Source organism: Nesterenkonia muleiensis (assembly GCF_003600155.1).
In the GTDB taxonomy this organism is placed as follows: domain Bacteria; phylum Actinomycetota; class Actinomycetes; order Actinomycetales; family Micrococcaceae; genus Nesterenkonia; species Nesterenkonia muleiensis.
This window is the reverse complement of sequence record NZ_QWLD01000040.1, coordinates 443,343-466,476: the sequence shown is the minus strand read 5'-3', so window position 1 is coordinate 466,476 and position 23,134 is coordinate 443,343. Positions and strand designations below refer to the sequence as shown.

At 65.4% G+C, this 23,134-nt stretch carries 21 protein-coding genes; 10 read left to right on the top strand and 11 right to left on the bottom strand.

Going from position 1 to position 23,134, the window contains the following annotated elements; all coding sequences use genetic code 11:
• The 5 genes from sufU to DVO78_RS17795 form a co-directional block, all read left to right on the top strand.
• Positions 1–511 (top strand): Fe-S cluster assembly sulfur transfer protein SufU (sufU, locus tag DVO78_RS13315; RefSeq protein ID WP_338016582.1); only part of this gene is annotated, 511 nt, incomplete at its 5' end.
• Between the two features lie 90 nt (positions 512–601).
• Entirely contained in the window at positions 602–931 is a 330-nt protein-coding gene (locus DVO78_RS13310) for a metal-sulfur cluster assembly factor (RefSeq protein WP_120005354.1), read from the top strand.
• A gap of 119 nt (positions 932–1,050) precedes the next feature.
• On the top strand, positions 1,051–2,649 hold the full coding sequence (gene abc-f / locus DVO78_RS13305) for a ribosomal protection-like ABC-F family protein (protein WP_120005353.1): 1,599 nt from the start codon (positions 1,051–1,053) through the stop codon (positions 2,647–2,649).
• Between the two features lie 124 nt (positions 2,650–2,773).
• Entirely contained in the window at positions 2,774–3,031 is a 258-nt protein-coding gene (locus tag DVO78_RS17800) for an AbrB/MazE/SpoVT family DNA-binding domain-containing protein (protein ID WP_338016581.1), read from the top strand.
• Between the two features lie 91 nt (positions 3,032–3,122).
• Positions 3,123–3,440, top strand: a complete 318-nt coding sequence (locus DVO78_RS17795; protein WP_202912187.1) for a type II toxin-antitoxin system VapC family toxin — start codon at positions 3,123–3,125, stop codon at positions 3,438–3,440.
• A gap of 15 nt (positions 3,441–3,455) precedes the next feature.
• Here the strand turns inward: DVO78_RS17795 and DVO78_RS13295 are convergent, their stop codons facing one another.
• The 4 genes from DVO78_RS13295 to DVO78_RS13280 form a co-directional block, all read right to left on the bottom strand.
• A complete protein-coding gene (locus tag DVO78_RS13295; RefSeq protein WP_120005352.1) occupies positions 3,456–4,388 on the bottom strand; it encodes an SURF1 family cytochrome oxidase biogenesis protein in 933 nt (310 codons plus the stop codon).
• Entirely contained in the window at positions 4,385–4,657 is a 273-nt protein-coding gene (locus DVO78_RS13290; RefSeq protein ID WP_120005351.1) for an acetone carboxylase, read from the bottom strand. Before DVO78_RS13290 ends, DVO78_RS13295 begins: the two co-directional genes overlap by 4 nt.
• A complete protein-coding gene (locus DVO78_RS13285) occupies positions 4,657–5,082 on the bottom strand; it encodes a DUF3099 domain-containing protein (protein WP_120005350.1) in 426 nt (141 codons plus the stop codon). The genes DVO78_RS13290 and DVO78_RS13285 overlap by 1 nt, the downstream gene beginning before the upstream one ends.
• A gap of 68 nt (positions 5,083–5,150) precedes the next feature.
• A complete protein-coding gene (locus DVO78_RS13280; protein ID WP_120005349.1) occupies positions 5,151–6,611 on the bottom strand; it encodes an outer membrane protein assembly factor BamB family protein in 1,461 nt (486 codons plus the stop codon).
• Between the two features lie 101 nt (positions 6,612–6,712).
• Between DVO78_RS13280 and fabG the strand changes: the two genes are divergently transcribed.
• Together fabG and DVO78_RS13270 are read left to right on the top strand one after the other, a co-directional pair.
• Positions 6,713–7,420, top strand: a complete 708-nt coding sequence (fabG, locus tag DVO78_RS13275; protein WP_120005348.1) for a 3-oxoacyl-ACP reductase FabG — start codon at positions 6,713–6,715, stop codon at positions 7,418–7,420.
• Between the two features lie 100 nt (positions 7,421–7,520).
• Complete coding sequence (locus tag DVO78_RS13270) at positions 7,521–8,276, top strand: SDR family oxidoreductase (protein WP_120005347.1); 756 nt, start codon at positions 7,521–7,523, stop codon at positions 8,274–8,276.
• Positions 8,277–8,416: 140 nt separating this feature from the next.
• On the opposite strand, the gene DVO78_RS13265 is transcribed toward DVO78_RS13270, so the two are convergent.
• From DVO78_RS13265 to DVO78_RS13255, 3 genes are all read right to left on the bottom strand, one after another.
• Positions 8,417–9,385, bottom strand: a complete 969-nt coding sequence (locus DVO78_RS13265) for a M56 family metallopeptidase (protein ID WP_120005346.1) — start codon at positions 9,383–9,385, stop codon at positions 8,417–8,419.
• Positions 9,386–9,429: 44 nt separating this feature from the next.
• The gene (locus DVO78_RS13260) at positions 9,430–9,768 is read right to left on the bottom strand and encodes a BlaI/MecI/CopY family transcriptional regulator (protein WP_120005345.1); all 339 of its coding nucleotides are present in this window, start codon (positions 9,766–9,768) and stop codon (positions 9,430–9,432) included.
• A gap of 107 nt (positions 9,769–9,875) precedes the next feature.
• Positions 9,876–12,404: a DNA gyrase/topoisomerase IV subunit A gene (locus DVO78_RS13255; protein WP_120005344.1), complete on the bottom strand. Its 2,529-nt coding sequence runs from the start codon at positions 12,402–12,404 to the stop codon at positions 9,876–9,878.
• Positions 12,405–12,464: 60 nt separating this feature from the next.
• On the opposite strand from DVO78_RS13255, the gene DVO78_RS13250 reads away from it, so the two are divergent.
• Entirely contained in the window at positions 12,465–15,167 is a 2,703-nt protein-coding gene (locus DVO78_RS13250; RefSeq protein ID WP_120005343.1) for a bifunctional acetate--CoA ligase family protein/GNAT family N-acetyltransferase, read from the top strand.
• Between the two features lie 81 nt (positions 15,168–15,248).
• Here the strand turns inward: DVO78_RS13250 and DVO78_RS13245 are convergent, their stop codons facing one another.
• Genes DVO78_RS13245 through DVO78_RS13235 form a run of 3 tightly spaced genes read right to left on the bottom strand, consistent with a single transcriptional unit; the run spans position 15,249 to position 20,067 of the window.
• The gene (locus tag DVO78_RS13245) at positions 15,249–16,289 is read right to left on the bottom strand and encodes an NAD-dependent epimerase/dehydratase family protein (protein WP_120005342.1); all 1,041 of its coding nucleotides are present in this window, start codon (positions 16,287–16,289) and stop codon (positions 15,249–15,251) included.
• Entirely contained in the window at positions 16,286–19,030 is a 2,745-nt protein-coding gene (locus DVO78_RS13240) for an alpha/beta fold hydrolase (protein WP_120005341.1), read from the bottom strand. The genes DVO78_RS13245 and DVO78_RS13240 overlap by 4 nt, the downstream gene beginning before the upstream one ends.
• On the bottom strand, positions 19,024–20,067 hold the full coding sequence (locus DVO78_RS13235; RefSeq protein ID WP_238385293.1) for a 3-oxoacyl-ACP synthase III: 1,044 nt from the start codon (positions 20,065–20,067) through the stop codon (positions 19,024–19,026). The genes DVO78_RS13240 and DVO78_RS13235 overlap by 7 nt, the downstream gene beginning before the upstream one ends.
• Before the next feature lie 92 nt (positions 20,068–20,159).
• Here DVO78_RS13235 and DVO78_RS13230 point away from each other — a divergent pair, with 92 nt between their 5' ends.
• Together DVO78_RS13230 and DVO78_RS13225 are read left to right on the top strand one after the other, a co-directional pair.
• Positions 20,160–20,774 carry a DUF5998 family protein gene (locus DVO78_RS13230; RefSeq protein ID WP_120005339.1) on the top strand — a complete coding sequence of 205 codons (615 nt, stop codon included), beginning with the start codon at positions 20,160–20,162 and terminating at the stop codon, positions 20,772–20,774.
• A gap of 5 nt (positions 20,775–20,779) precedes the next feature.
• Positions 20,780–21,964: an alkaline phosphatase family protein gene (locus tag DVO78_RS13225; protein WP_120005338.1), complete on the top strand. Its 1,185-nt coding sequence runs from the start codon at positions 20,780–20,782 to the stop codon at positions 21,962–21,964.
• 5 nt (positions 21,965–21,969) lie between these two features.
• Here DVO78_RS13225 and sepH read toward each other — a convergent pair whose 3' ends face one another.
• Positions 21,970–23,067, bottom strand: coding sequence for a septation protein SepH (sepH, locus tag DVO78_RS13220; RefSeq protein ID WP_120005337.1), 1,098 nt, complete (start codon positions 23,065–23,067; stop codon positions 21,970–21,972).
• Between the last annotated feature and the right edge of the window lie 67 nt (positions 23,068–23,134).

Sequence of the window (23,134 nt, the reverse complement as noted above, 5' to 3'; positions counted from 1 at the left end):
AGGATATCGAGGCCTTCGTCCGTGGCCTGCACACCGTGATCGGCTTCTTCGGAGTGAGGTCCTGATGTCTGCGATGCAGATGCTCTACCAGCAGGTGATCCTCGACCATGCCAAGCAGCGCTCCGGTCAGGGTGAGCTCCCTGCTGCTGACGGGGAATCGTTTCAAGTCAACCCCACCTGCGGTGACGAGTGCCGGGTTCAGGTTCGGGTGGCCGGGGGCACGATCATCGACGTGGGCTGGACCGGAAGGGGCTGCTCCATCTCCCAGGCTTCACTTTCCCTGATGCACCAGATGGTGGACGGGACTGCGGTGGCAGAGGCCGAAGAACTGGGGGAGACCTTCCGGGAGCTGATCCGCAACCGGGGGCAGGAACTGACCCCTGACCGGATGGATCAGCTCGAAGACTTAGGAGCTTTCACCGGTGTCGGCCGGTATTCAGCACGGGTCAAATGCGCACTGCTGGGATGGATGGCACTACGTGATGCCCTCGCCCAGGCGCAGGCACGCTGAGCTGACGCTGGCCAGCAGAGACAGGCTCAGGCATAGTGGAGACCACCATAACGTTATGCCCGTAAGAATGATGACGGGAAGGAAGAACGAATGAGCGAGACAACAGCAACGCAGACACCCCTTGAGGACATCGAAGAGGCCCTCATGGAGGTTATCGACCCCGAGCTGGGCATCAACATCGTGGATCTTGGGCTGCTCTACGGCCTGCGCTACGAGGATGACGGTGCCCTGGTCATCGATATGACCCTCACCACTGCGGCCTGCCCGCTGACCGATGTGCTGGAGGAGCAGGTCGGCCAGAACATCGGGACCATGGTCGATGAGTGGCGGCTCAACTGGGTCTGGATGCCGCCGTGGGGTCCGGAGAAGATCACCGAGGACGGCAAGGAGCAGATGCGCGCCCTCGGCTTCAACATCTGAGTGAGTCCCGCTGGCGGGCGGAGCGAGCCCACCTTCAGGCATAGATCATGCGGCTGCATCGTTAGACTGTCCTGGTTGCCCACTGCCCGCCGCCGATTCGTCACAGGAGAAATTCACCGTTGATCAGCGTATCCAATCTCGAGCTGCGTGCCGGAGCACGTCTGCTGATGGATGGTGTGAGCTTCCGCATCGACTCCGGGGACAAGATCGGCCTGGTGGGGCGCAATGGTGCCGGAAAAACCACCATGACCAAGGTCCTGGCCGGAGCCGGGACCCCGGCCGCCGGGCACGTGGAGCGCCGCGGGTCCATCGGCTATCTGCCCCAGGACCCCAGGGTGGAGAACATGGAGCAGTCCGCCCGGGACCGGATCCTCTCCGCTCGGGAGCTGGACGTGGTCTCCGCGAAGCTGCGGCAGGCCGAGCTGGACATGGCCTCCGACGACGGCGCCGCACGTGAGAAGGCCATGCGGCGCTATGACAATCTGCAGGCCCGCTTCGAGGCTGCCGGAGGGTATACCGCTGAGTCCGAGGCTGCGATCATCTGTAAGAACCTTGATCTGCCCGAAAGGATCCTCACCCAGCCGCTGCGAACGCTCTCCGGCGGTCAGCGCCGGCGCGTGGAATTGGCCCGGATCCTGTTCTCCGACGCCGACACACTTCTGCTCGATGAGCCGACAAACCACCTGGACGCTGACTCCATCGTCTGGCTCCGGGACTATCTGCAGCGGTTCCCCGGTGGGGTGCTGATCATCTCCCATGATGTGGATCTTATCGAGTCCACCGTCAACAAGGTGCTCTACCTTGATGCCATGCGGATGACAGTAGACGTCTACAACATGGGCTGGAAGAAGTACCTGGCCCAGCGCGAACAGGACGAGGCCCGGCGCAAGCGGGAGTTTGCCAACGCGGAGAAGAAGGCCACGGCGCTGCGGGCGCAGGCGGAGAAGATGCGGGCCAAGGCCACCAAAGCGGTGGCCGCGCAGTCCATGTTCAAGCGCGCCGACAGGATGATGGCCGGGCTGGAGGGTGAGCGTCAGGCTGACCGGGTGGCCAATATTCGGTTCCCCAAGCCTCAGTCCTGCGGCAAGACCCCGCTGATGGCCGAGGGCATGTCCAAGTCCTACGGCTCGCTGGAGATCTTCACCGGACTCGACCTGGCCATCGACCGCGGCTCGCGAGTGGTGGTGCTGGGCTACAACGGGGCGGGCAAGACTACGCTGCTGCGAATGCTGGCCGGTGCTGCAGAAGCGGATTCGGGCCGGATCATCCACGGCCACGGTCTGAAGCTGGGCTACTTCGCCCAGGAGCACGACACCCTGGACACCGATCAGTCGGTGCTGGAGAACATGAAGACCGCGGCTCCCTTCCTCACCGATACGGATCAGCGCAAGATCCTAGGCTCCTTCCTGTTCTCCGGGGACGACGTCGCCAAGCCCGCCGCGGTGCTCTCCGGCGGGGAGAAGACCCGGCTGGCCCTGGCCACCCTGGTGGCCTCCAGCGCCAATGTGCTGCTGCTGGACGAGCCGACCAACAACCTGGATCCTGCCTCCCGAGAGGAGATCCTGGCGGCGCTGCGCACCTATGAAGGCGCTGTGGTACTGGTTTCCCACGACCCCGGGGCCGTGGAGGCACTGGCCCCTGAACGTGTCGTGCTGCTGCCCGATGGCGTCGAGGACCTCTACTCCAAAGAGTACGAGGACCTGGTCACCTTAGCCTGAGGGAGCGCTCCAGACTTTCCTGTGCCGGACGTAGGTGCTGTGGCGGTCGCGGAGCTTCGTTCTTGGCAAGGAGCTGATTGATAGACCGTGACTAATATTACGTAATACAATAGATACGTAATACATGGCGCGGAGGTGCAGGATGCGGCTCAATAGTAAAGGGCAGGTGACTATCCCTGCCCCGCTGCGACAAAAGTTCGGCTTCGCTGAAGGCGACGAGGTCGATGTCGTGGAGGATCAGGGAACGCTGAAGATCGTCCATGGCTCAGAAAGTACCACCCGGGGGGCGCGCATGGTCCAGCGGCTTCGAGGCACGGCGTCGAGCAAGGACATCAACGGCATGTCCACGGACCAGCTTATGGAGCTTCTCAGAGGGGACTGACCAGTGGCGACCCTCGTCGACTCCAACGTTCTGATCGACATTGCCGTTGAGGATCCGCTTTGGCAGGACTGGTCGGAGCAGGCTCTGGCTGATGAAGCGGACCAGGGAGTACTTACTGGTGATCAACCAGATCGTGTACGCCGAAGTCTCGGTGGCGTACACGTCGATTGAGAAACTTGATGTGGCGTTCCCACGCGACGGCTATTCGGGGGAGACGCTCCCATGGCAAGCTGGTTTTCTCGCCGGGAAGGCATTCCTGAGCTACCGGAGGCGTGGCGGCACAAAGCCAGCACCGATGCCGGACTTCTACATCGGAGCGCATACCTTGGTAGCTGGTCACCGGCTCCTTACCCGTGATGCCAAGCGCTATCGAACGTACTTCCCCAGGCTCCAGCTGATCAGCCCATAGTCTGTCCCGGTCACGTCAGCGTGGGCCGGCAAGCCGCTGATCGACCCACGCGTCCTCGGCGTCCTCATCAGAATACTTGCCGGTCTGTCTGCGCCGCATCTGCTTGGCACGGCGTGCGCGCAGCTGCTTCTCCAGCCTCGCATCCGCTGAGCCGAGCTCATCTGCGGCCGCAGCGCCGGTGCCCTCAAGCTCGTCGAGTTCCTCGGCGTCCAGATTGCGGCGGTGCACGCGGGCCGCATACCCCCAGCCCACAAAGCTCAGCAGCCCGAAGGTCACCCATTGCATCGAATAGCTCAGATGGGGCCCCTCGTCCAAGCTCGGACGGGCCAGCTGGTGGGGCGTCTGTGCCGGCTCCGGCGACTCCTCAGCCATGAGTCCGTAGCCGCCCTGCACCAACGGATAGCTGGCCTGGGACTGATACTCCGACAGATCGATCGATGCCAGCTGCCCCTGCGGGGCATCACGGTCGATCTCCGGCTCGCCCGGTCTCATCCTCGCGGTCAGCTCCACCACTCCGGCAGGAGGCTCCGGGTTGAAGGCTGGAACCGACCCGTCGGTGCTGGAGGTCGGCAACCATCCCCGGGAGACCACGACGACGTCGCCGCTGGCTGAGTCGCGGAACGGCACCAGCTGCTCATAGCCGACCTGGCCGCCGTGGCCGCGGTTGCGGACCAGCAGTGAATCGTCGCTCAGATACTGACCGCGGAGCTCCACCACAGTCCACTCATCCTCGGCGGATCCCTCAGCGAAGATGTCCCGAGCCTCGGAGTAGGGGACCGGGTCCTGGTCATAATTGTCCACCACCCGGTTGATCTCCTCCAGTGCGGCCTCCCGCCGGTCCAGTTGCCACTGCCCCAGCAGGTAGCAGGCCACGCAGAAGATCACGCAGGCCCCCAGCCAGCCCAGCCAGACCGGGGAGAGCAGAAACCCGTAGCGCTGCTGTTTCACCGGTCCACCTCCGGTCCGGTGGTGGTGCTGCTGCCCTTGGGATGATTCATCGGTTCTGTGCTGCGCCAGAACAGCCGCGCCCGCAGAAAGCTCTCCAACCAGTCACGGTGCTCACTGCAGGCCAGCCAGATCTTGCGCCGCTGCGGACTGTGGATCTTCGGGTTGTTCCACATGATCTGCCACCAGGCTTCCGCCGGGCATCCCTTGCGGGAGCATGTGGGAGTCTCCGGTCCCGGCTGATCCGAGCCGAGTGCGCCCAGAAGGTCCATCAGCTCTGTGTCCCGTCCGGGGCGTCGTCGTCGCTCAGCTCTCCGGAGATCACAGCACCATCAGCGCTGTTGGGGGAGGGGGTGCCGTCGTGCTCCTCTTCCCACCACTGGCGCGGTTCCGCGGGAAGATCCTCTCCGCCGGTGCTCAGCCGGCGCGGCTGGGGGGCGAGCCCCTCATCCTCGCGGCGAGCCTGGTAGCGGTCGCCTCCGGCATTGGCGTCCACCACGGCCACATAGGGAAGAACGATGGCCGCGGCCACGAACACCGCTGCCCACCAGCTTTGCCAGACCACGCCGACCACGGCAGCGAGCACGAAGCACACCACACGGGTGGACATGGCCACGGTATAGCGGACCATCCGTGCGTGCTGCTCGGTGCTGTGCCGCAGCGGGGCGTCGGTGATGGAGTGGACCTGGCTGGTCATCCTGCCATTCTACGCCGCGTAGAACAGACTGTCAGGCGTGCTCCTGAGGGCTCCTGTCACCGCGGGAATCATCGTTCGTAGATGACGAATGTGAGCGCCTGGTTGTCCGTGAAGTAGGTAGGGGCCATGACCAGATGAGTCTCGGTCACTCCGATGATCCGTTGCCTTGTCATCCCACCGAGGTTCACCGGAGCAAATTCGATGTCTCCGGTGGCAGGGTCGGCCCGGGTGACGCCGCTGGCGGTGGGAATCAGATAGGAATCGTCCAAGGGAGTGGTGTTCGCCGCGTCGACGACGCCGACTGTCTCACCGGCGTTGAGATCGGTCAGCTGCGCATCGGAGATCTCCCACCGAGTTTCCCCGGTGCTGAGCTCCCAGGCTGTGGTGGAGCCGCGAAGGGCAGAGTCCGCCCAGATCACCAGATCATCGACCACCGTTCCCTGTCCCGGGGAGTTGGCCGGCTGCCGCTCGGTGGCCCAGAGTGACTCACCTGCCGGGTCAACGATCTCCAAGCCGTGGAGAACCTCCTCAGGCATGAAACCGACCTGACGGTGGTCCTCATCCTGGTCAGGCGATGCCGTTCGGGCCAGGAGGATTCCTGCCTCTCCAGCGTTCATGAGTGGGTAGGCGCTGCCTGAGACGGGATGCTCCCACAGCAGCTGACCGTCCTGAAGACTGTAAGCACGTGTGAGCAGAGGGTCATAGTCCACCGTGGCCACGTCAGCATCCAGATCCTGCTCTGTGTCCGGGGCGGTGGAGGCCGGATCTCGGTAGCCGGCCAGGGCGATCAGCTCATCGTCAACCACCGCCCAGTCACTGGTGTGCAGCAGCTCAGCCTCCTCGATGTCGGCTTCCCACAGCAGCTGACCGTCTGAGACGTCCAGGCGGCTCAGAGTGCCCGCATCCCCGTTGGTGAAAACGATGTCATCCCCGCCGGTGGCTGCGGTGGCTGAGACTACACTGTCCTCCCCGATGGCCTGACCGCTGCATCCCACCGTCTGGCCGGTCTGCGGGTCGATTCCGTAGACATCAGCGTGGTCCTCCGACCCTGAGAGATGAACGATCAGCGAATCGGTGATGAGCTGCGGGAACCGGTCAAAGGAGCTGTTGGTGTCGGTCACCGCCCACACCGGTGCCGCAGTGTCGAGGGCATAGGCGATCAGGGTGGGGTCCTCGACCGCCCCGTCTGGGGTTCCCTCGGGGAAGTGAATGACGAGCAGGTCGCCGAGGACCGTAGCGGCCCAGGGTTCCTCGCCTGAGTCACGCATGGCTGTGATCAGATGAGCAGGCTCGGTCCCCAGGCTCTCACCAAGCTGCTCGAATGGTCTGCTGAACGCCTCGGGGTCATCTCCACGGGTTGGAAAGTCCGCCTCAGCCCATGCCGAGAAGAGATCCGGGAGGTCGCCGCTGAGCTGCTCGACAGTCCCCTCGCACTGATGGGCATCGCCGCTGTGGCCGCAGGCCGTGAGCACCAGGGCAGCGACAGCCACCAGGCTACTGACCGACGATACCGACAGTGTGTGTCCCATCACACCAGCATATGAGACACTCTGAAAGCTGACTGGACGCGATCACCATGAGCGCGTTCGCGTAGGGTGTATGTCGAGCAGAATTCGACCCGAGGAGCCGCATGAGCGAAAGATCAGTACTGGTCACCGGAGGAAACCGTGGAATCGGACGCGCGATCGCGGAGGCGTTCATCGCCAACGGCGACAAGGTCGCGGTCACCACCCGCAGCGGTGAGGCCCCCGAGGGCGCTCTGGGCGTGGCCGCGGATGTGACCGACTCAGCCTCCATCGATCAAGCGTTCACACAGGTGGAGGAAGCTCACGGCCCGGTGGAGGTGCTGGTGGCCAATGCGGGAATCACCCGTGACACTCTGCTGCTGCGGATGAGCGAGGATGACTTCTCCGAGGTCATCGACACCAATCTCACCGGTGCCTTCCGGGTGCTCAAGCGCGCCTCCAAGGGCATGCTGCGGCTGCGCAGGGGAAGGGTGGTGCTCATCGGATCCGTGGTCGGCCTCTACGGCTCTCCGGGGCAAATCAACTACTCCTCCTCTAAGTCTGCGCTGGTGGGCATGGCGCGCTCACTGACCCGGGAGCTCGGCGGCCGCGGCATCACCGCCAATGTGGTGGCACCGGGATTCGTGCGATCGGATATGACCGATGCGCTGGATGAGGACACTCAGAAGAAGTACCTGGAGAACATTCCTGCCGGCCGCTTCGCCGAGGTCGATGAGGTGGCCCGTGTGGTGCGCTGGCTGGCCGGGGACGACGCCGCCTACATCTCGGGTGCGGTGATTCCGGTCGACGGCGGCCTGGGTATGGGCCACTGACAGCACGGTGAGCGGCACGATTGACAGTTCCCAGACATGTGGACCTATGAGGTCTCCATGTGGTGGGTGATGCGGACATGGGGAGAAAGAAGATAACAGCATGAGCAAGGACCTTGCAGGAAAAGGCGCGATCATCACCGGATCTTCGCGAGGGATCGGTGCTGCCACCGCCCAGCTGATCGGAGAGCGGGGGGCTGGTGTGGTGGTCAACTACCGGGCCAAGGCGCCGCGGGCCAAGAAAGTGGTCACAGGCATCGAGGCTGCCGGGGGTCAGGCGGTCGCCGTTCAGGCTGACCTGACAGAGCCGGCCGGCGCTCAGGCGCTGGTAGATGCCGCAGTGGAGAACTTCGGCTCTGTGAACCTGCTGATCCTCAACGCCTCTGGTGGGATGGAGGCAGACCGCGGCGAGGACTATGCCCTCACGCTCAACCGCGACGCCCAGGTCACCATGGTCCAGACCGCCATCGAGGTGATGCCGCCCGGTTCGCAGATTGTCTTCGTCACCAGCCACCAGGCCCACTTCATCAATGAGGTCTCGACTATGGACGCCTATGAGCCGGTGGCCCGCTCCAAGCGCGCGGGCGAGGATGCACTGCGCGATCTGGTGCCGGCACTGGATGAGAAGGGGATCATCCTCACCGTGGTTTCCGGGGACATGATTGAAGGCACGATCACCGCCACGCTGCTCAACCGTGCAGAGCCCGGTGCCATCGAGGCCCGCCGTGAGGCTGCCGGCAAGCTGTACTCCGTAGAGGAGTTCGCCGAAGAGATCGCCAAGCTGGTCAACAAGCCGGGTCTGAAGCAGGCGCACACCGAGCTTGTCGGCGGCGCAGAGGACTTCCTGGCTCGCAGCTAGTTTTTTATCGCCCAGCATCGCCCACCGATCGAGGTAAGCGGAAGTCGCTGTAGAGGGCGAACATCACGATCGCGACCAGCCACAGGTGCCAGGCGCGGCGGGCCCCGTTTCTCGTGTGCTGCATGTCGACCTCAGACACGTTATCTCAGCAGCAGTAAGCCCGTCGGTACCGCCAACAGGGCTAATGAGGCACTGACCAACCCGGTGACGGCCGTTCTGCTCAGCGGGCGGGCGGGAACCAGCAGCCGCTGGAGTCGAGCACCGGTGATCTCGCTGCTTGCTCCTGCGCCCAAGGGTTTGGTGTCTTCGGGCGATCCGGCACCTGGAGCGCCAGCCTCCGATGAACTCAGTGCCAGCGAGCGCAGCAGGTCCTCGCGGGAGTGCTCTGCCATGGCCCCTTCGTCGGCGAGCATCTCGGTGAGCTCAAGCACCGCCTCCCGGCCGTACCGGGTGGTCGGCAGCCAGGGCAGAGCCCGGTACCAGGCTTCGAATGCCATGGTGAGCAGATGATGACGCTGCTTCAGATGGGTCTGTTCGTGGGCGATGACCGCAGCCAGCTCCGGCTCGCTGAGCGTGTTGAGCAGGCCCCGGGAGAGCACGGTGATCGAGCTGGCGTTGGTTCTGCCCGGCAGGCAGTAGGCCATCGGCGCGTCATGCTCGATGATCTGGGTCTCAGCGCCGTGGTCACCGTGGGGTGCCGGCGTGGAGAGCAGATCCACCAGCTGTCGGTGTCGGCGTCGGGCGCTGAGCACCCGAGCATAGGTTCGGGCCAGCGTCAGCAGCAGATGCCCGCCCAGCAGCAGTCCCAGGCAGAGGCAGAAGAGGTGCCACGGGTGGACCTGGAGTCCGGCCATCGCCGAGTAGTCCTCGTCCAGCGTCAGGCGCACCGCAGTGCTCAGAGCCTGGGGGACGTTGGAGCCGAAGGGAGAGAGCCCATAGACGATCGGGGCTCCCACCATCGACAGGCCGCCGGCCAAGGCGATGGCCTGCCACAGCAGCATGGTCGCCCATGGGGATCGAGTGCGGAACCTGGCAGTGTGCAGCAGTTTGGGCACTGGTATTGCCAAAATGACCGCCAGAGCGGCCAGCAGCAGCGCGAGGGGTTCCACCCAGACAGTCTATGCGGTACAGCCGCTGGGCTGTGAGATTCGGCTTAGCCGAGAATGCGACGCAGAGAAGCCGCCTCGGAGTCAGAGACTCCGCCGATGAAACGGGCGAGAACTGCTTCACGGTCAGGAGCTGTGCCCAGCACCTCGTTGAGCATCTCCACCGTGTGCTCCTCGCGGGTGGCCATAGCGGCATAGCGGTGTGGCCGACTGGACCGCTCCCGCTGGACCATACCCTTCTTCTCCAAACGAGCCAGCACGGTGAGCACTGTGGTCACGGCCAGGTCATCGTCCAGCTGCTCGCAGACCTCATTGGCGCTGAGCGGCTGTCCCGAGTCCCACAGCAGAGTCATGACTGAACGTTCAAGATCACCGAGTGAGGCCATGCTGATTGCTCCTTGAAGGCAGAAGTTCCTAGGAGTCCAGGATACTCCGAACTGACGTAATTTTCTACACGGCGTAGAAGATGCTGCTCTGGGTTGGGGCGAGTCAGTCACAGCAGCGCGGCCGCTGCTTGGGAGAGCGCCTCAGGGCTGGAGGAGACTGCGGCGAGCGGCGTCTCAAGAGGAACCCCGGACCCATCCCGCCGTGCCAGCTCCGCCGGCACGGTCCGGGCACCTCCGCGCTGATCTGCCGCCAGCGGTGGACCCAGCACTGCGGCACCCAGGGTGAGGTGGTCCTCACCGCTCAGGAACCTGTGGGCGCGGACGCCGCCGGTGGCCCGCCCCTTCGCCGGGAACTCGGCAAGGTCAGAGACTTTCACACTCTCCGAGCCCAGACCGGCAAGCGTCTCAGTGCCCGAGGCACAGGTGACCACCACTGCGGCGGCAGGAGTTTCGGCGGCCGAGGCGGGGATCACGCTGAAGCCGATGACCGAATCCTCGGCCCCCAGCTTCATGCCGGCGACACCGCCACCGCTGCGGCCCTGCGGGCGAACATTCGAGGCGGCAAAGCGCAGCAGCTGCGCCTCTTTGGTGACGAAGACCAGTTGGTCAGAGCCCGCAGCGGTCACCTCTGCGCCGATGATGGTGTCGTTGTCCTTGAGCGCCATCACCTCCCAGTGGTCACGGTGGAGCGGATAGTCCGGGTTGACGCGTTTGACACGTCCCTGTGCGGTGGCGAGGGCGATCACATGGTTCAGGGGTACAAAACCGACCAGCTGCTCCTTCTTCTCCAGCTGCAGGGCGCCGGTGAAGAAGTCTTTGACCTTGCCGCCCTGGTTGAGATTCACCGTTCCCGCGGCGATCTCCAGCACCGGCATCTCGATCACCGGCAGGTGGATCATTCGCCCGGTGCTGGTCACCGCGCCGATCTGCGCCCGGGCGGTGGTGGCTACCACTGAGCGCAGGGCATCATGCCTACGCCGCCTGGCCGGATGCAGCAGTGCGGAGCGGTCAGCGGTCCGGGCCAGCATCCCTGAGGTGGAGAGCACTGCCCAGCAGGGTGAGTCAGGGATCTCCAGTGAGCCTTCGGCGTCGTTCTTGCCCGCCGGCGGCGCAGCAGCAGCCGGTACCAGCGGGTCGGACTCGGCGTCGACCAGCTCAGTGCGCCGGTCATCTCCGTACCGTTGGGCGGCATCGGCGAGCTCATCGGCCACGGTCTGGCGAAGCAGCTGGTCGGAGTCCAGAATCGCCCCCAGCTGGGCGATCTCCTCCTCCAGCTTCTGCTTCTCCTGCTCGAGCTCCAACGTGGAGTAGCGGGTGAGCTGACGCAGCCGCAGCTCGAGAATATGCTCAGCCTGGGGCTGGGTAAGATCGAAGATGGTCATCAGCCGGGACCTGGCAGCGCCGGAGTCATCGGCGGCACGGATGATCTGGATGACCTCGTCGATGTCCAGAATGGCGATCAGCAGACCCTCGACCAGGTGCAGCCGGTCCTTCCGCTTTCCCAGTCTGTGTGTAGTACGCCGGCGGACCACCTCGATGCGGTGGCCGACGTAGACCTGCAGCAGCTCCAGCAGCCCCAGGGTGCGCGGCTGGCCCTCCACCAGGGCCACATTATTGATCCCGAAGCTGGTCTCCAGCGGAGTGTGCTTATACAGCTGGGCCAGCACCGCATGCGGGTCGAACCCGGCCTTGAGCTCAATGACCATCCGGGTGCCGTGTCTGCGATCTGTGAGGTCCAGCACATCGGCGACTCCGGCGAGCTTCTTGGCCTGGGCCGCCTCCTTGGTCTTGGCGATGACCGTCTCGGGCCCGATCATGTATGGCAGTTCAGTGATCACGATGCCGTTGCGCCGCGGGGAGACCTGTTCGATGCTGGCCCTGGCCCGGATTTTGAAGCTGCCGCGGCCGGTGCGGTAGGCTTCGCGCACTCCGTCCAGCCCGATGATCCGACCCCCGGAGGGCATGTCCGGGCCGGGGATATGCCGAAGGATCTCCTCCAGGGAAGCCCCTGGGTTGAGGATCAGGTGGCGTGCGCCGCTGACCACCTCGTACAGATTGTGCGGTGCCATATTGGTGGCCATGCCCACCGCGATGCCTGATGCGCCGTTGACCAGAAGGTTCGGGAACGCCGCGGGGAGCACTCCGGGCTGCATGAACTGATTGTCATAGTTGGGCTCGAAGTCCACCACGTCCTCGTTGAGGTCGGCGGTCATCGCCAGCGCGGCCGGGGCCATCCGCGCCTCGGTGTAACGCGGTGCGGCCGGACCGTCGTCCAGCGAGCCGAAGTTGCCGTGGCCGTCCACCAGGGGAAGCCGCAGGGCCCAGGACTGGGCCATGCGTACCAGAGCGTCGTAGATCGCGGCATCACCGTGCGGGTGCAACTTGCCCATCACCTCACCGACCACCCGGGCGGACTTCACGTGCCCCTTGTCCGGGCGCAGACCCATCTGCGCCATCATGTAGAGAATCCGCCGCTGTACGGGCTTGAGCCCATCGCGCGCATCGGGGAGAGCGCGCGAATAGATCACCGAATAGGCGTACTCCAGAAAGGAGGTCTCCATCTCCGAGGAGACGTCGATATCGGTGATGTTGTCAGTCGGTGTGTTGGGCACGGTAGCAGCGGAGCGGCGAGCCATGAGGGGTCGGGGCAGTCCTTAGTGTCGTGTGCGGGCAATTCTCTGGTTAGTCTTGATCCTATGGGTGAACAGCCGAAAGTCAGCGCATATCCGGCCCACTGGGAAGCAGATGTTGTGCTCCGGGACGGGGCGGCTGCCCATCTGCGGCCGGTGGGCCCGGGCGATGCGGAGCGCCTTCAGCGCATGCACGCCGCCCAGTCGGAGTCCTCGATCTACCTGCGCTACTTCACCTATAAGTCCGAGCTTACCGATAAGGAGCTTAAACGGTTCACCAATGTGGACCACATCAACCGGGTCTCTCTGGTGGTGCTGCTGGACGAGGAGGTCATCGGCGTCGGCGGCTACGACCGTATCGACCAGACCACAGAGGCGGAGGTCTCCTTCAACATCTCCGACCGCCACCAGGGCCGTGGTCTGGGCTCCATTCTGCTGGAGCACCTTGCCGCTGCGGGCCGGGAGCACGGCATCGAGCATTTCTCCGCGGAGGTGCTCCCGGAGAATAGGAAGATGCTCACCGTGTTCTCCGAGGCCGGTTATGAGGTGCAGCGGAAGTTCGAAGACGGCGTGGTGCTCCTGGAGTTCTCTATAGACCCCACTGAGCGTTCCCGGGCGGTGATGGAGGCTCGCGAGCACCGTGCGGAGTCACGCAGCGTCGGGGAGCTGCTGGCGCCCCAGCAGGTAGCGGTCATCGGCGCTTCCCGGGAGTACGGCTCAGTGGGCTACCACCTGCTGCAGAACCTCATCGAAGGACGGTTCACCGGTGGGGTGCACTCGGTCAACCCGGAGGCTTTCGAAGTCGGCGGAGCCCCGGCGTACTCCTCGCTGGCGCACATCAAACAGGACATCGACCTGGCCCTGGTCGCCGTACCCGCCGAGCACCTTCCACAGGTGGTGGCCGATTGCGGCCGTCACGGGGTCAAGGGGATGCTGGTGGTGACCAGCACCGGGACCGAGGAGCAGCGGGATCTGGTCCGGCTTGCCAGACGGTGGGGGATGCGCGTGATCGGCCCGGCCTCCGCAGGGCTGATCAACACCAGCCCGGACATCTCGCTGAACGCCTCACTGTCACCGACCATGCCGGTGCCCGGCGGAGTCGGGCTCTTCAGCCAGTCCGCTTCCATGGGCGCCTCGCTCTACGCCCAGGCCCACCGGCGCGAGCTTGGCCTCTCCGCGGTGATCTCCGCAGGCAACCGTGCTGATCTCTCCGGCAATGACGCCATGCAGTACTTCGAGGACGACGGCGCCACCCGAGCGGTAGGCATCTATTTGGAGTCCTTCGGCAACCCGCGCAAATTCTCCCGGATTGCCCGGCGGCTCTCACTGACCAAGCCCGTCGTCGTCGCCACCGGTGACCTGACCGGTCATCGGCATCCGCCGGGACACGAGGTGCGGCTCTCCCGGGCGCCGAAGGGCGCAGTAGATGCCATACTGACCAATTCCGGGGTCATTCAGGTGGGCAACCACGACTCCCTGATGGATGTCCTGGAAGTCCTCGCCACCCAGCCGATGCCGGTGGGCAAGAACCTGGGGGTCCTCACCAACTCACTGTCCATGGCGCGGCTGTTGGCAGATGCGGGGGAGGCCCATGGGCTGCGGCCCACCACCGTGGTCGGAGACCTTGAGCTCGACGGTACGCGTTGGTCGGCGGAGAAGAACCTCACCACTGCGCTGGCGCAGCTGTTCGAGGACGACGACGTCGATGCGGTCGCTGTGTGCCTGCAGCCGACGGTCACCGGTGACCATCACGACCACACCCGCGCGATCTCGATGACCGCCCAGCAGTACACCAAGCCGATGGTGATGTCACTGATCGGTGTGCTGGACCCCAACGTTCCGCTGAACTACATCGGCAACGCCGGGCCGGTGATCGAGACCTCTGCACTGCAGCAGGGGGTGCCGATCTTCTCCTCGCCGGCGCGGTCGATCTCTGCACTGGCCAAGATCACCCGTTATCAGTCCTGGCGTGCCCAGGGCGTGGGGGAGCCGTATATCCCGGCCGGGCTCGAAGGGTCCATGGTGGCCCGGGAGACTGATGCGCTGTTGACCGACTGGCTTGCCGATGTCACCGGCGCAGGACTGCAGCGGCTGACCCAGGACCAGACGCAGCAGCTGCTGAGCCGGTACGGGCTCGAGGTCCTGCCCTCCACGGCCTTCGACACCCCCGACTCCGCCGCGGAGGCCGCTGAGCGCCTGGGGTACCCGGTGGCGGTGAAGTCCACCAACGTGTACCTGCGTCACCGTCTGGACCTGGGCGGGGTGCAGCTGAACATCGATTCTGCGGATATGCTGCGGCGGGTCGTGACCGATATGCGCCGCCAGCTGGCCAAGTACGGAAACCCCGGCTTGGAGGTCCAGTCCATGGCTCCCACCGGCCAGGGCTGCATTGTGCGGGCCATCGAGGATCCGATGATGGGCCCGGTGCTCTCTTTCGGTATCTCCGGTGACGCGGTGGACTTGCTCGACGACTGGGCCCATGCGGTGCCTCCGCTGACTGATCAGGATCTTTCGCGGCTGATCAGTACTCCGAAGGCCTCGCAGAAGCTCTTCGGCTACCAGGGAGTGCCTCCGGTGGATTTCGACGCCTTGGGAGAGACCGTTCAGCGGGTGGCGATCCTCAAGGACAATCACCCGCAGGTGGCGAACCTTCAGCTCTCTCCGCTTCTGGTCTCACCTGAGGGTGTGAACATCCTCCACGCGACGGTGGACATCGCCAACCCCGAGCAGCGCACCGACTCCGCACGTAGAGCCATATCGCAGTACTAGGCCGATGGGGAGTGTCGGCTATCCCAGTCTTTAGCCCCAGGCGAAAGGAATCCATGAAATGCCGGGCCCAGGCGCAGGGCCTCAGTTCAGCACCCGGCCGGTGCGGCGGATGTGGCGGGCCAGCTTCAGCAGCCCTTCGTCGATGCTGACCTGCGGGCTCCAGCCCAGCACTTCTCGGGTATGCCGCTGGTCGAACCAATGGGCGGTGGAGAGCTGCTCGGCCAGGAACCGGGTCATGGGAGGCTCATCCTGATGCGGTCCGGTGACTGCCCAGAGCCTCTCCACCACGGCACCGGCGGCCTTGGCCACAGCCGGTGGTACCCGGAGTTTGGGAGGCTTCGCCCCGCCGGCGGCGGCGATGCCCATCAGCAGCTCACCGATGGGCCGCGGTTCACCATTGGTGACCACCAGACGCCGCTGTGCGGCAGGCAGTTCAGCGATCTGCGGAAGCCTGCGAAGCCCGGCGGCAAAGGCGTCGACGGCATTGTCGATGTAGAGCGTGTCCACCAGTGGGGCTCCACTGCCCAGCAGCGGGAGCCTTCCAGACCTGGCACGGTCGATGATCCGCTTGGTGAGCTGGCCGTCGCCGGGGCCCCACACCAGATGCGGCCGCATGATCAGCACATTGATGCCCACCGACGCCCGTGCCTCAGCGATCAGCTCGGCCTCAGCCTTGGTCTGAGCGTAGTGTCCTTCCGCGTGATCGGGATCGGGGGGACCGGCCGGTGCGCCGACAAGTGACTCCCCGGCATGGGCCACAGAGGGCGAGGACACATACAGCACATTCTCCACGCCCTCGGCCCAGGCGGCGTCGAAGATCCGCTCGGTGCCCTCGATATTGACCTGCTCGAACTCCTCGCGCCGCCCGGAGACAGAGACTTTGGCCGCCATATGGATGATGGCGTCCTGACCGCTGACGGCTTCCTCCACGGCCTGGGGATCGGTCAGCGAGCCGCGCACCTCGCGCACGGTGCTCAGCCCTGAGGCGCTGCGCTGGAGCGTGGTGACCTGATAGCCGAGTTCGGCCAGCCGGGAGGCCACACTGCGGCCCAGCAGCCCGGAGGCACCGGTGACCAGCACCTTGGCCGGGGGAAGAATCTCCGCCGAGGAAAGATCACTCATGGGGAGCTCACCCTCTCACCGGAAAGCACCGATTCGGCCCAGGCAGCCAGTCTGCTGCGGTCGATCTTGGAATTGTGCCGAATATCGGTGGGCAGCTTCTCCACCACCAGGACCGCCGACACGCCAGCAGCTGTGGAGGCCTCGCGCACCCGCCTGCCTACCTCCGGCAGCGCCAACGGTGAGGATCCCACCGACAGCTTCCTGCCTGCCACAGGCTCCAGTACGACGACGACGGCTTGGGTCCCCACCGGCCCGACCCCGACTGCCGCGGAGTGGGAGACTTCCGCCAAGGCGTCTACCGGGGTTTCCACCAAGCCAGGTCCGATCGGGCCCTCAGCAGTGCTGATCACGTGATGCAGGCGGCCCTGGATCCAGAGACGGCCGGCGTCGTCGAAGTGGCCGATATCACCTGTGCGGTGCCACAGCAGGCCCCGATGCGTATCGCGCCGCGAGGTGCGATCGGTGAGCCAGAGCCGGTCATAACGGTCTTTCAGGTGCGCTGCCGAGACCACGATCTCGCTGAGCCGGCCGGGAACGGCCGCTGGATCACTGAGCTGGTCGGCGGGGATCCCGAGCCCGTCGAGCGGGGCTGCAGCGAACTCCACCCCGTCCACCGGATGCCCCACGCACACCCCGGCCTGCCCGGTTGTCGCAGCCTGGTGAATCTGGTCCCGGGTGATGTCAGTCTGCAGCAGCCCTTCGGTCATGCCGTAAGGGGTGTGCAGCTCAGCCTGCGGAAACAGCTGCTGAACCTTGTCCAGCAGCTCCGGGTGAACCGGGGCGCCTGCTGAGAGCACCAGCTTGATCCCTTCCAGCGCCTCGGTCTGCGCATCGGAGAGCTCACCGGAGGTGGCCACCACATTGGTCAGCGCGGCCGGAGAGCCGAAGAACATGGTGGCCTTTCCCGCTGCGGCTGCCGCCGCCACTGCCTGTGCGGTGAGTGTGGCCGGTTTGGTCACGGTCATATCCGGTGTCACCGAGGTGGCTCCGATGGCAGGACCCAGCAGAGCGAACGGCGCGAATCCGGCAATCAACGAGGAACCGGGGGTGAGGCTGAAGGTGCGGCGCAGCAGTGCCACTAGCGCACCCAGCCGCCCATGGGTGTAGACCACGCCCTTGGCCGGGCCGGTCGATCCTGAGGTGAACAGCACTGCCGCATCAGCCTGCGCTGAGGGCATCGGCACCGTCTCCAGGGCGGTTGATCCGCCTCGGCGCAGCAGACGCTCCACCGAGGCCTCCACGCCGGCCAGGCGTGCTGCTCGTGGGGACAGTGCCTCCACGCTGATCCGGCGGCCGGGCCAGCCCAGTGCACTGGCCAGCGTCAGACCCGGGCGTTCACCGATCACCCATTCGGGCCAGGCGCTGCGCACAGCCCGGGTCATTCCCTTGATGCCCAGCCCGGCATCGGCGACCACCGCCACAGCTCCCAGCCGGAGGCAGGCGTAGAGGATTACGGTGAGCTGGTTGCCCGGCTGCACCAGCAGGCTCACCCGTTGCCCGGGCCGCATGCCTTGTGCGTAGAGTGCTGCGGCCAGAGCCTCGACTTGGGACTTCAGCTCCTCCCAGGTCATGGAGGCCGTTTCTTGGCCAGCCAGCTGGACTACGGCGGGGGAGTCCCGCCGCCAAGACAGTGCCATGTGGTCCAGCTGCTCGTGCAGTCCGAGGACGCCGTCGGCCGGCGGGGGAGACCACGGCGCGCTGCGGTGCTCTGGTCCAGCAGGTTGCCCGCCCAAGGTGTCAGCGAGCCAGGTGAAGAGGACCTCGGCCACGTCCCGGTCCTCGGCCACCAGGTGCCCTGCTCCTTCAAAGCGGTGCAGATCCGCATGGGGAAGCCGGTCAAGCAGATCCTGAAGATAGCGGTCCCGGAACACCGGGTCCTTGGGGCCCCAGATCAGCAGGGCGGGGGAGTCCCATTCCCGCAGCGCAGCCGAGGCCCTCTCCAGCGCCGGACGGGAAGGATGCTCTGCCAGCGCCGGAATATCGGCCACGAAGCCGCCGATGCCGCCGCGTCCTATCCGGGAGACATACGGGGCACGGTAGGCGGCCGCGACCTGCTCAGGGAGGTTATCCTCGGCCAGGGAAAGGGTCACGCGCAGAAAAGCATCAGTCAGCACTGTCGACGACGCCAGCACCCCCGGTGCCATGGCTGCGCGCAGCGCCTGTGGCACCGGCCTGTTCGCAGGATGGTCCACCGCGGTATTGAGCACAGCTGCGGCATCGACGATCTCACGGCGCCGGGCGGCCCATGCCAGGGAGATGATCCCACCCCAGTCGTGGCCCAGGGTCACCAGTGGTCTGCCGGTGTCGACGCCGAGCGCTTCGATGAGCCCGTCCACGTCGTCGAGCCGCTGCTCCAGGCGGCGGTAGCTGGTGGCCCCGGCTGCCGGCGGCTCAGGATGGGCCAACCGGTCGGAGAACCCCATGTCCAGCTGGTCGGCGGCGATCACCCGCCAGGCGCTTGTCGGTGTGGCGCGCTGGACCGAGGCTGCCAGCACGCCTCGCCACAGGTAGGCCCAGGTGGGATTGCCATGAAGGGCCAGGATGGTCCCCGTAGGGGTGATGCCGCGCGCCTGCAGCTGCGGGCCGGTGTCCAGCACATGAAAGGTGTGCGGCCCGTCGGAAGAACGCGCCTGCACCAGGTGCGACCACTGCGGATCAACCCCGGGCAGCGGGGTGTTGGTCAGCACGTCGAAGGGACGGCGCGCCGCATTGGCCGGGATCGGCCGCCACCAGCTCACCATTGCAGCTCCACCATTGCCGTGTTCAGCCCTGAACCGACACCCATGCAGAGAACCCTGGAACCGGAGATCAGGCTGGCGGCTTCACGGGCAAGGGTGATCGGCAAGGAAGCTGGCCCCACATTGCCCAGCTCCGGATAGGTCACCGGCACCTTCTTCTTGTCCAGCTTGGCGGCCTTGATGATGGACGAGGTGTGCAGCTGCGAGACCTGGTGGGTCACATAGGAATCCATCTGCTGCCAGTCGAAGTGCGCTTTGGCATCCTCCCAGGCATCCATGACCAGGTCGAGCCCGCCGTCCAGAAGTCCGCGGGCATCGGTGAACATGCCGCGGTGGTCGCCCACGCAGAGCTCATGGTGCTGGGTTGCGGCACGGGTGACCCCGCCGATGATCCGGTGGCCCTCCGGGTGCGCGTCGGCGGGTCCGATGACCGCGGCTGCGGCCCCGCAGCCCAGGGTCAGTGAGGCGAATTCACTCATAAAATCCTCGCGGGAGAGGCTCTGCTCCAGTGAGTTGATGCGCTCGACGGTGGCGTCCTGCACCTTGCGGGCGTCCTCGCCGTTGACGATCAGCACATAGCGGGCCTGACCTGCGTCGATGAGGCTGCTGGCCAGAGTCATGGCGTTGACGAATCCCAGGCAGGCATTGGTGATGTCAAAGTTCATCGCTGAGCTGGGCAGTCCCAGCTCATGATGCACCCCGACCGCCACCGAGGGCTCGAGGTGTTCCCGGGTCACCGAGGTGTTGATCATCATCGAGACCTCGGCCGGCTCGATTCCAGCCGCGCTCAGTGCCCTGCGCCCGGCCTCCACAGTCCCAGTGCGCACATCGCCGTCGGACCGCCAGTTCCGCCGGGACCGGACACCGGCAACCCGCTGGAGCAGCCCACTGGGCAGCCGCAGCCGCTTCAGAGCGTCGGAGAGCCGCCGGTCCAGATCCTTCGAGGTGAGGACATCAGGGGCTTCGACCTCAACCACAGAGAGCAGCGTGGCATTGCGGTGGTGGAATGTGGCATTTCCGTCGCCCTGGTTTTGCAGCACCGGTCCATTATCCAGAATCAGCAAGCCGCCCGCGAATCGGCCCGCAGTGTCTCGAAAATCTGCCGCCAGCACCGGGGATAACATGGTGAACTATGGGCACATCCACTCTCACCCTCAAAGAGGCCATCAACCGGGGCGGGTTCTACCCGACCCTGGTTCACCACACTGTGACTGATGCGCTGGACGGCCGGGAGGCAGAGCACCAGATCGTCCACGTGGACACGCACTTCGACTTCGAGGAAGTTCACCGGCACATCACCGTGCTGGTGCTGGCCGAAGACATCATGGTCGTTGCGCACCTGGACGACCACGATGCTGAGGAGGACAGCCCCATCCAGCATGAGGATTCGGCACCCTCCGCCTCCACCGAGGTCGTGGCCAGAATCTCCACCGAAGTCGTCCCGGTGGGCCGTATCCGTTCGCTGATTCTCTCCGAGGTGCACCGCAGTCCGGATAAGTTCAGAGCTGACCGGGGCCTGGCGGAGGTCTCCCTCAACATCAACTGGACCGGTGGCGCACGGTTCGACTCGATGCCCGCCGACTGCGGCAATCCTGAGTGCATGGCCGACCACGGTGATACCGGAACGGTGGTCCCGGAGGACATCACCCTGCGCATCGCTGCCACCGCTGAGGGCGACACCGCCGTGGATGAGGCCAGGAGTTTTGTCCGCGCACTGCGTCGAGCCACGATCAAGTATTTCCGCTGAGCCCCATGGGCCCGCTCCCGGCACCGCCGAACAGTCAGGCGCATCTGCAGCATGTGCTGACCTCAGCAGCATCAGCCCTGGGTCTGGAGGGCTTCACCAACCGGCTTCGGCTGCCTGAGGCAGAGATCGCCGTGGTCATTCTCGCCGATGGTCTGGGAGACAAGCAGCTGGCCGCTCATACCGGTCATGCGCGATTCCTCGCCTCAGCCTGGCGCAGCACCGCCGCAGCACAGGTGCTCGACAGCGGCGCCCCGACGACCACAGCATCCTCCCTGGCCAGCCTCGGCACAGGGCTCGCCGCCGGGCAGCACGGACTGGTGGGCTATGACGTTCTCTCCCCGGAGCTCAGCAGAGTGGTCAATATGCTCGGTCAGTGGGACAGCGACGTCGCCCCCAGGCAGTGGCAGCCTCATCGCACCGTGTTCGAGTCCGCAGAGCACGGCGGCGCGAAGGTGCTGACCTGCTCGCGTCCCAAGTTCCGCAGTTCCCCGCTGACCCAGGCTGTACTGCGCGGAGGGCAGTTCAGCGGAGCCGACACCATTGAACGGCGGTTCGACGCCGCCGCAGACTGGATCGGTGCACACCGGCCAGCAACCGGGACGCTGCACCGCGGACGACCGGCACCTGTGCTGGTGTACCTCTACGTCGATGAGCTGGATAAGACCGGGCACAGAACAGGGGTTGGGTCAGCCAGATGGCTCCAGATGCTTGAGACCCTCGACTCGGCTGCCCGGCGGCTGTGCCGGGGTCTCACCGAGTCCTACGGGAGTCTGGCCCGGGTTGTGCTGACTGCCGATCATGGCATGATCAACCTGGCTCAGGAGCAGCGAATCGACATCAGCGGCCGGCCGGACCTGCTGGCCGGCGTCGCGCACACTGGTGGAGAGCCCCGGTTCCTGCATCTGTACACCGAGGCTGCGGGCCAGGCGAAAGATGTCGCAGAGCGCTGGCACCAGGCTTATGGAGACCAGGCCTGGGTGCTGACTCGCGAAGAGGCGGTGGCTGAGGGCTGGTTCGGGACCGTGGAGGACCGGGTCCTGCCGCGGATCGGCGACGTACTGGTGGCAGCGCAGGCGGATATCGCCTTCTTCCACACCGAGCGCACCGGGAAGGACGTGCTGAAGATGGTCGGTCAGCACGGCTCACTGACCGAGGCTGAGCGCCGCGTACCCCTGCTGCAGCTAGCCTGACCGGCTCACTCTTTGCCGCCGAAGAGAATGTCATCCCAGCGCGGCATCGTCGGGCGGCGGGAGCCGCTTCGCTTCTTCGACTGCGGTGCCGGCTCCTGGGCGTCCTCGTCTGGTTCAGCTGAATCCTCACTGGACTCCTCGTAGCTGAACCCCCAAGCATCGGTCTGGCCCAGCGAGTCCGCCTCAGTCTCGTGCTCAGCCTCTTCCTCGGCCAGTTCCTCCCCTAACCCGGGAAGTGTGTCGGTAGTCTGCTCCTGGGCTGGACCAGGAGGCGGCTGCTCGTCGCGGGTCAGCAGGGTGGCAAGTTTGTCGTCGCCGGTCTCATCGGTCCCCAAACGCTGCCCCCTGCGGGCCCGCAGAATCTCCAGCAGATCCTCATGCCCGGATCCACTCTGTTCAGCCGGGGAGTCCGATTGCTCATCTACGTTGAAAGGTTCGTCCACCGCTGTCAGCCGCCGGCCAACGGTGCGGCTGGGCGCCGCCGGTAAGGAGCTCAAAGACTCAGCCCATTCGTTCTCCGCCTGCACCGAGCGTGCTCTGGAGTCGAAGGCCCACTCAGCAGGCGGCCGCTGCCCGATGCCGGCCGCATGGGTCGTGGAACTCGCGGCGTCGAAGTCACACGTCACCGCCCACAGCCCGTCCTCACGGCGCCAGGCGTCCCAGCTCAGGGAGTTGAGATCCACGCCGATGGTCCGCAGCCGGACCTTCACCATCGCCTCCAGAGTCGCCGGAGCATCGCCGAAGGCCAGGCGGTGCTGTTCGGCCGTCGAGGGTCTGGCCACCACGGTCTCCCGGGCACGCGCGGCGAAGAATGCCCGCTCATCGGCGACCGGCCCGGCATAGCGCAGCACATGGTCGCGGGTCAGACCGGAGTCGGCCACGACCTGTTCCACGGTGGCCCCGCTGCGAAGCCGTGCCTGAATATCGCGGGGAGAAAGCGGAGAGGCACTCTGGCTCTGCGCTGTCGAGGAGGTGGCACCGGCCACCGCTGAATGCAATGCTTGGTCCACAGGCAACGCGTACTCCGCACCGGATGAGTCGGAGAGCAGCAGCCGTGGAGCCGGTCCTTCAGCGTCGACCCCCACGATCCGCAGATCCTGCATCGGCAGTGTCCTCCGTGTGATCAGTCAGCAGTTGTCCTTTCCGGCAACTGTATCGCGGGGCACCGGC

What these genes read in the sequence shown, in the direction of transcription:
- DVO78_RS13280 (WP_120005349.1), bottom strand. Translation starts at nt 6,611, where the DNA reads ATGGGACACACACTGTCGGTATCGTCGGTCAGTAGCCTGGTGGCTGTC.
- DVO78_RS13225 (WP_120005338.1), top strand. Translation starts at nt 20,780, where the DNA reads ATGGGCCCGCTCCCGGCACCGCCGAACAGTCAGGCGCATCTGCAGCAT.
- DVO78_RS13255 (WP_120005344.1), bottom strand. Translation starts at nt 12,404, where the DNA reads ATGGCTCGCCGCTCCGCTGCTACCGTGCCCAACACACCGACTGACAAC.
- DVO78_RS17800 (WP_338016581.1), top strand. Translation starts at nt 2,774, where the DNA reads ATGGCGCGGAGGTGCAGGATGCGGCTCAATAGTAAAGGGCAGGTGACT.
- DVO78_RS13245 (WP_120005342.1), bottom strand. Translation starts at nt 16,289, where the DNA reads ATGAGTGATCTTTCCTCGGCGGAGATTCTTCCCCCGGCCAAGGTGCTG.
- DVO78_RS13230 (WP_120005339.1), top strand. Translation starts at nt 20,160, where the DNA reads ATGGGCACATCCACTCTCACCCTCAAAGAGGCCATCAACCGGGGCGGG.
- DVO78_RS13250 (WP_120005343.1), top strand. Translation starts at nt 12,465, where the DNA reads ATGGGTGAACAGCCGAAAGTCAGCGCATATCCGGCCCACTGGGAAGCA.
- DVO78_RS13285 (WP_120005350.1), bottom strand. Translation starts at nt 5,082, where the DNA reads ATGACCAGCCAGGTCCACTCCATCACCGACGCCCCGCTGCGGCACAGC.
- sepH (WP_120005337.1), bottom strand. Translation starts at nt 23,067, where the DNA reads ATGCAGGATCTGCGGATCGTGGGGGTCGACGCTGAAGGACCGGCTCCA.
- DVO78_RS13310 (WP_120005354.1), top strand. Translation starts at nt 602, where the DNA reads ATGAGCGAGACAACAGCAACGCAGACACCCCTTGAGGACATCGAAGAG.
- DVO78_RS13240 (WP_120005341.1), bottom strand. Translation starts at nt 19,030, where the DNA reads ATGGTGAGCTGGTGGCGGCCGATCCCGGCCAATGCGGCGCGCCGTCCC.
- DVO78_RS13270 (WP_120005347.1), top strand. Translation starts at nt 7,521, where the DNA reads ATGAGCAAGGACCTTGCAGGAAAAGGCGCGATCATCACCGGATCTTCG.
- DVO78_RS13290 (WP_120005351.1), bottom strand. Translation starts at nt 4,657, where the DNA reads ATGGACCTTCTGGGCGCACTCGGCTCGGATCAGCCGGGACCGGAGACT.
- DVO78_RS13260 (WP_120005345.1), bottom strand. Translation starts at nt 9,768, where the DNA reads ATGGCCTCACTCGGTGATCTTGAACGTTCAGTCATGACTCTGCTGTGG.
- DVO78_RS17795 (WP_202912187.1), top strand. Translation starts at nt 3,123, where the DNA reads ATGAAGCGGACCAGGGAGTACTTACTGGTGATCAACCAGATCGTGTAC.
- fabG (WP_120005348.1), top strand. Translation starts at nt 6,713, where the DNA reads ATGAGCGAAAGATCAGTACTGGTCACCGGAGGAAACCGTGGAATCGGA.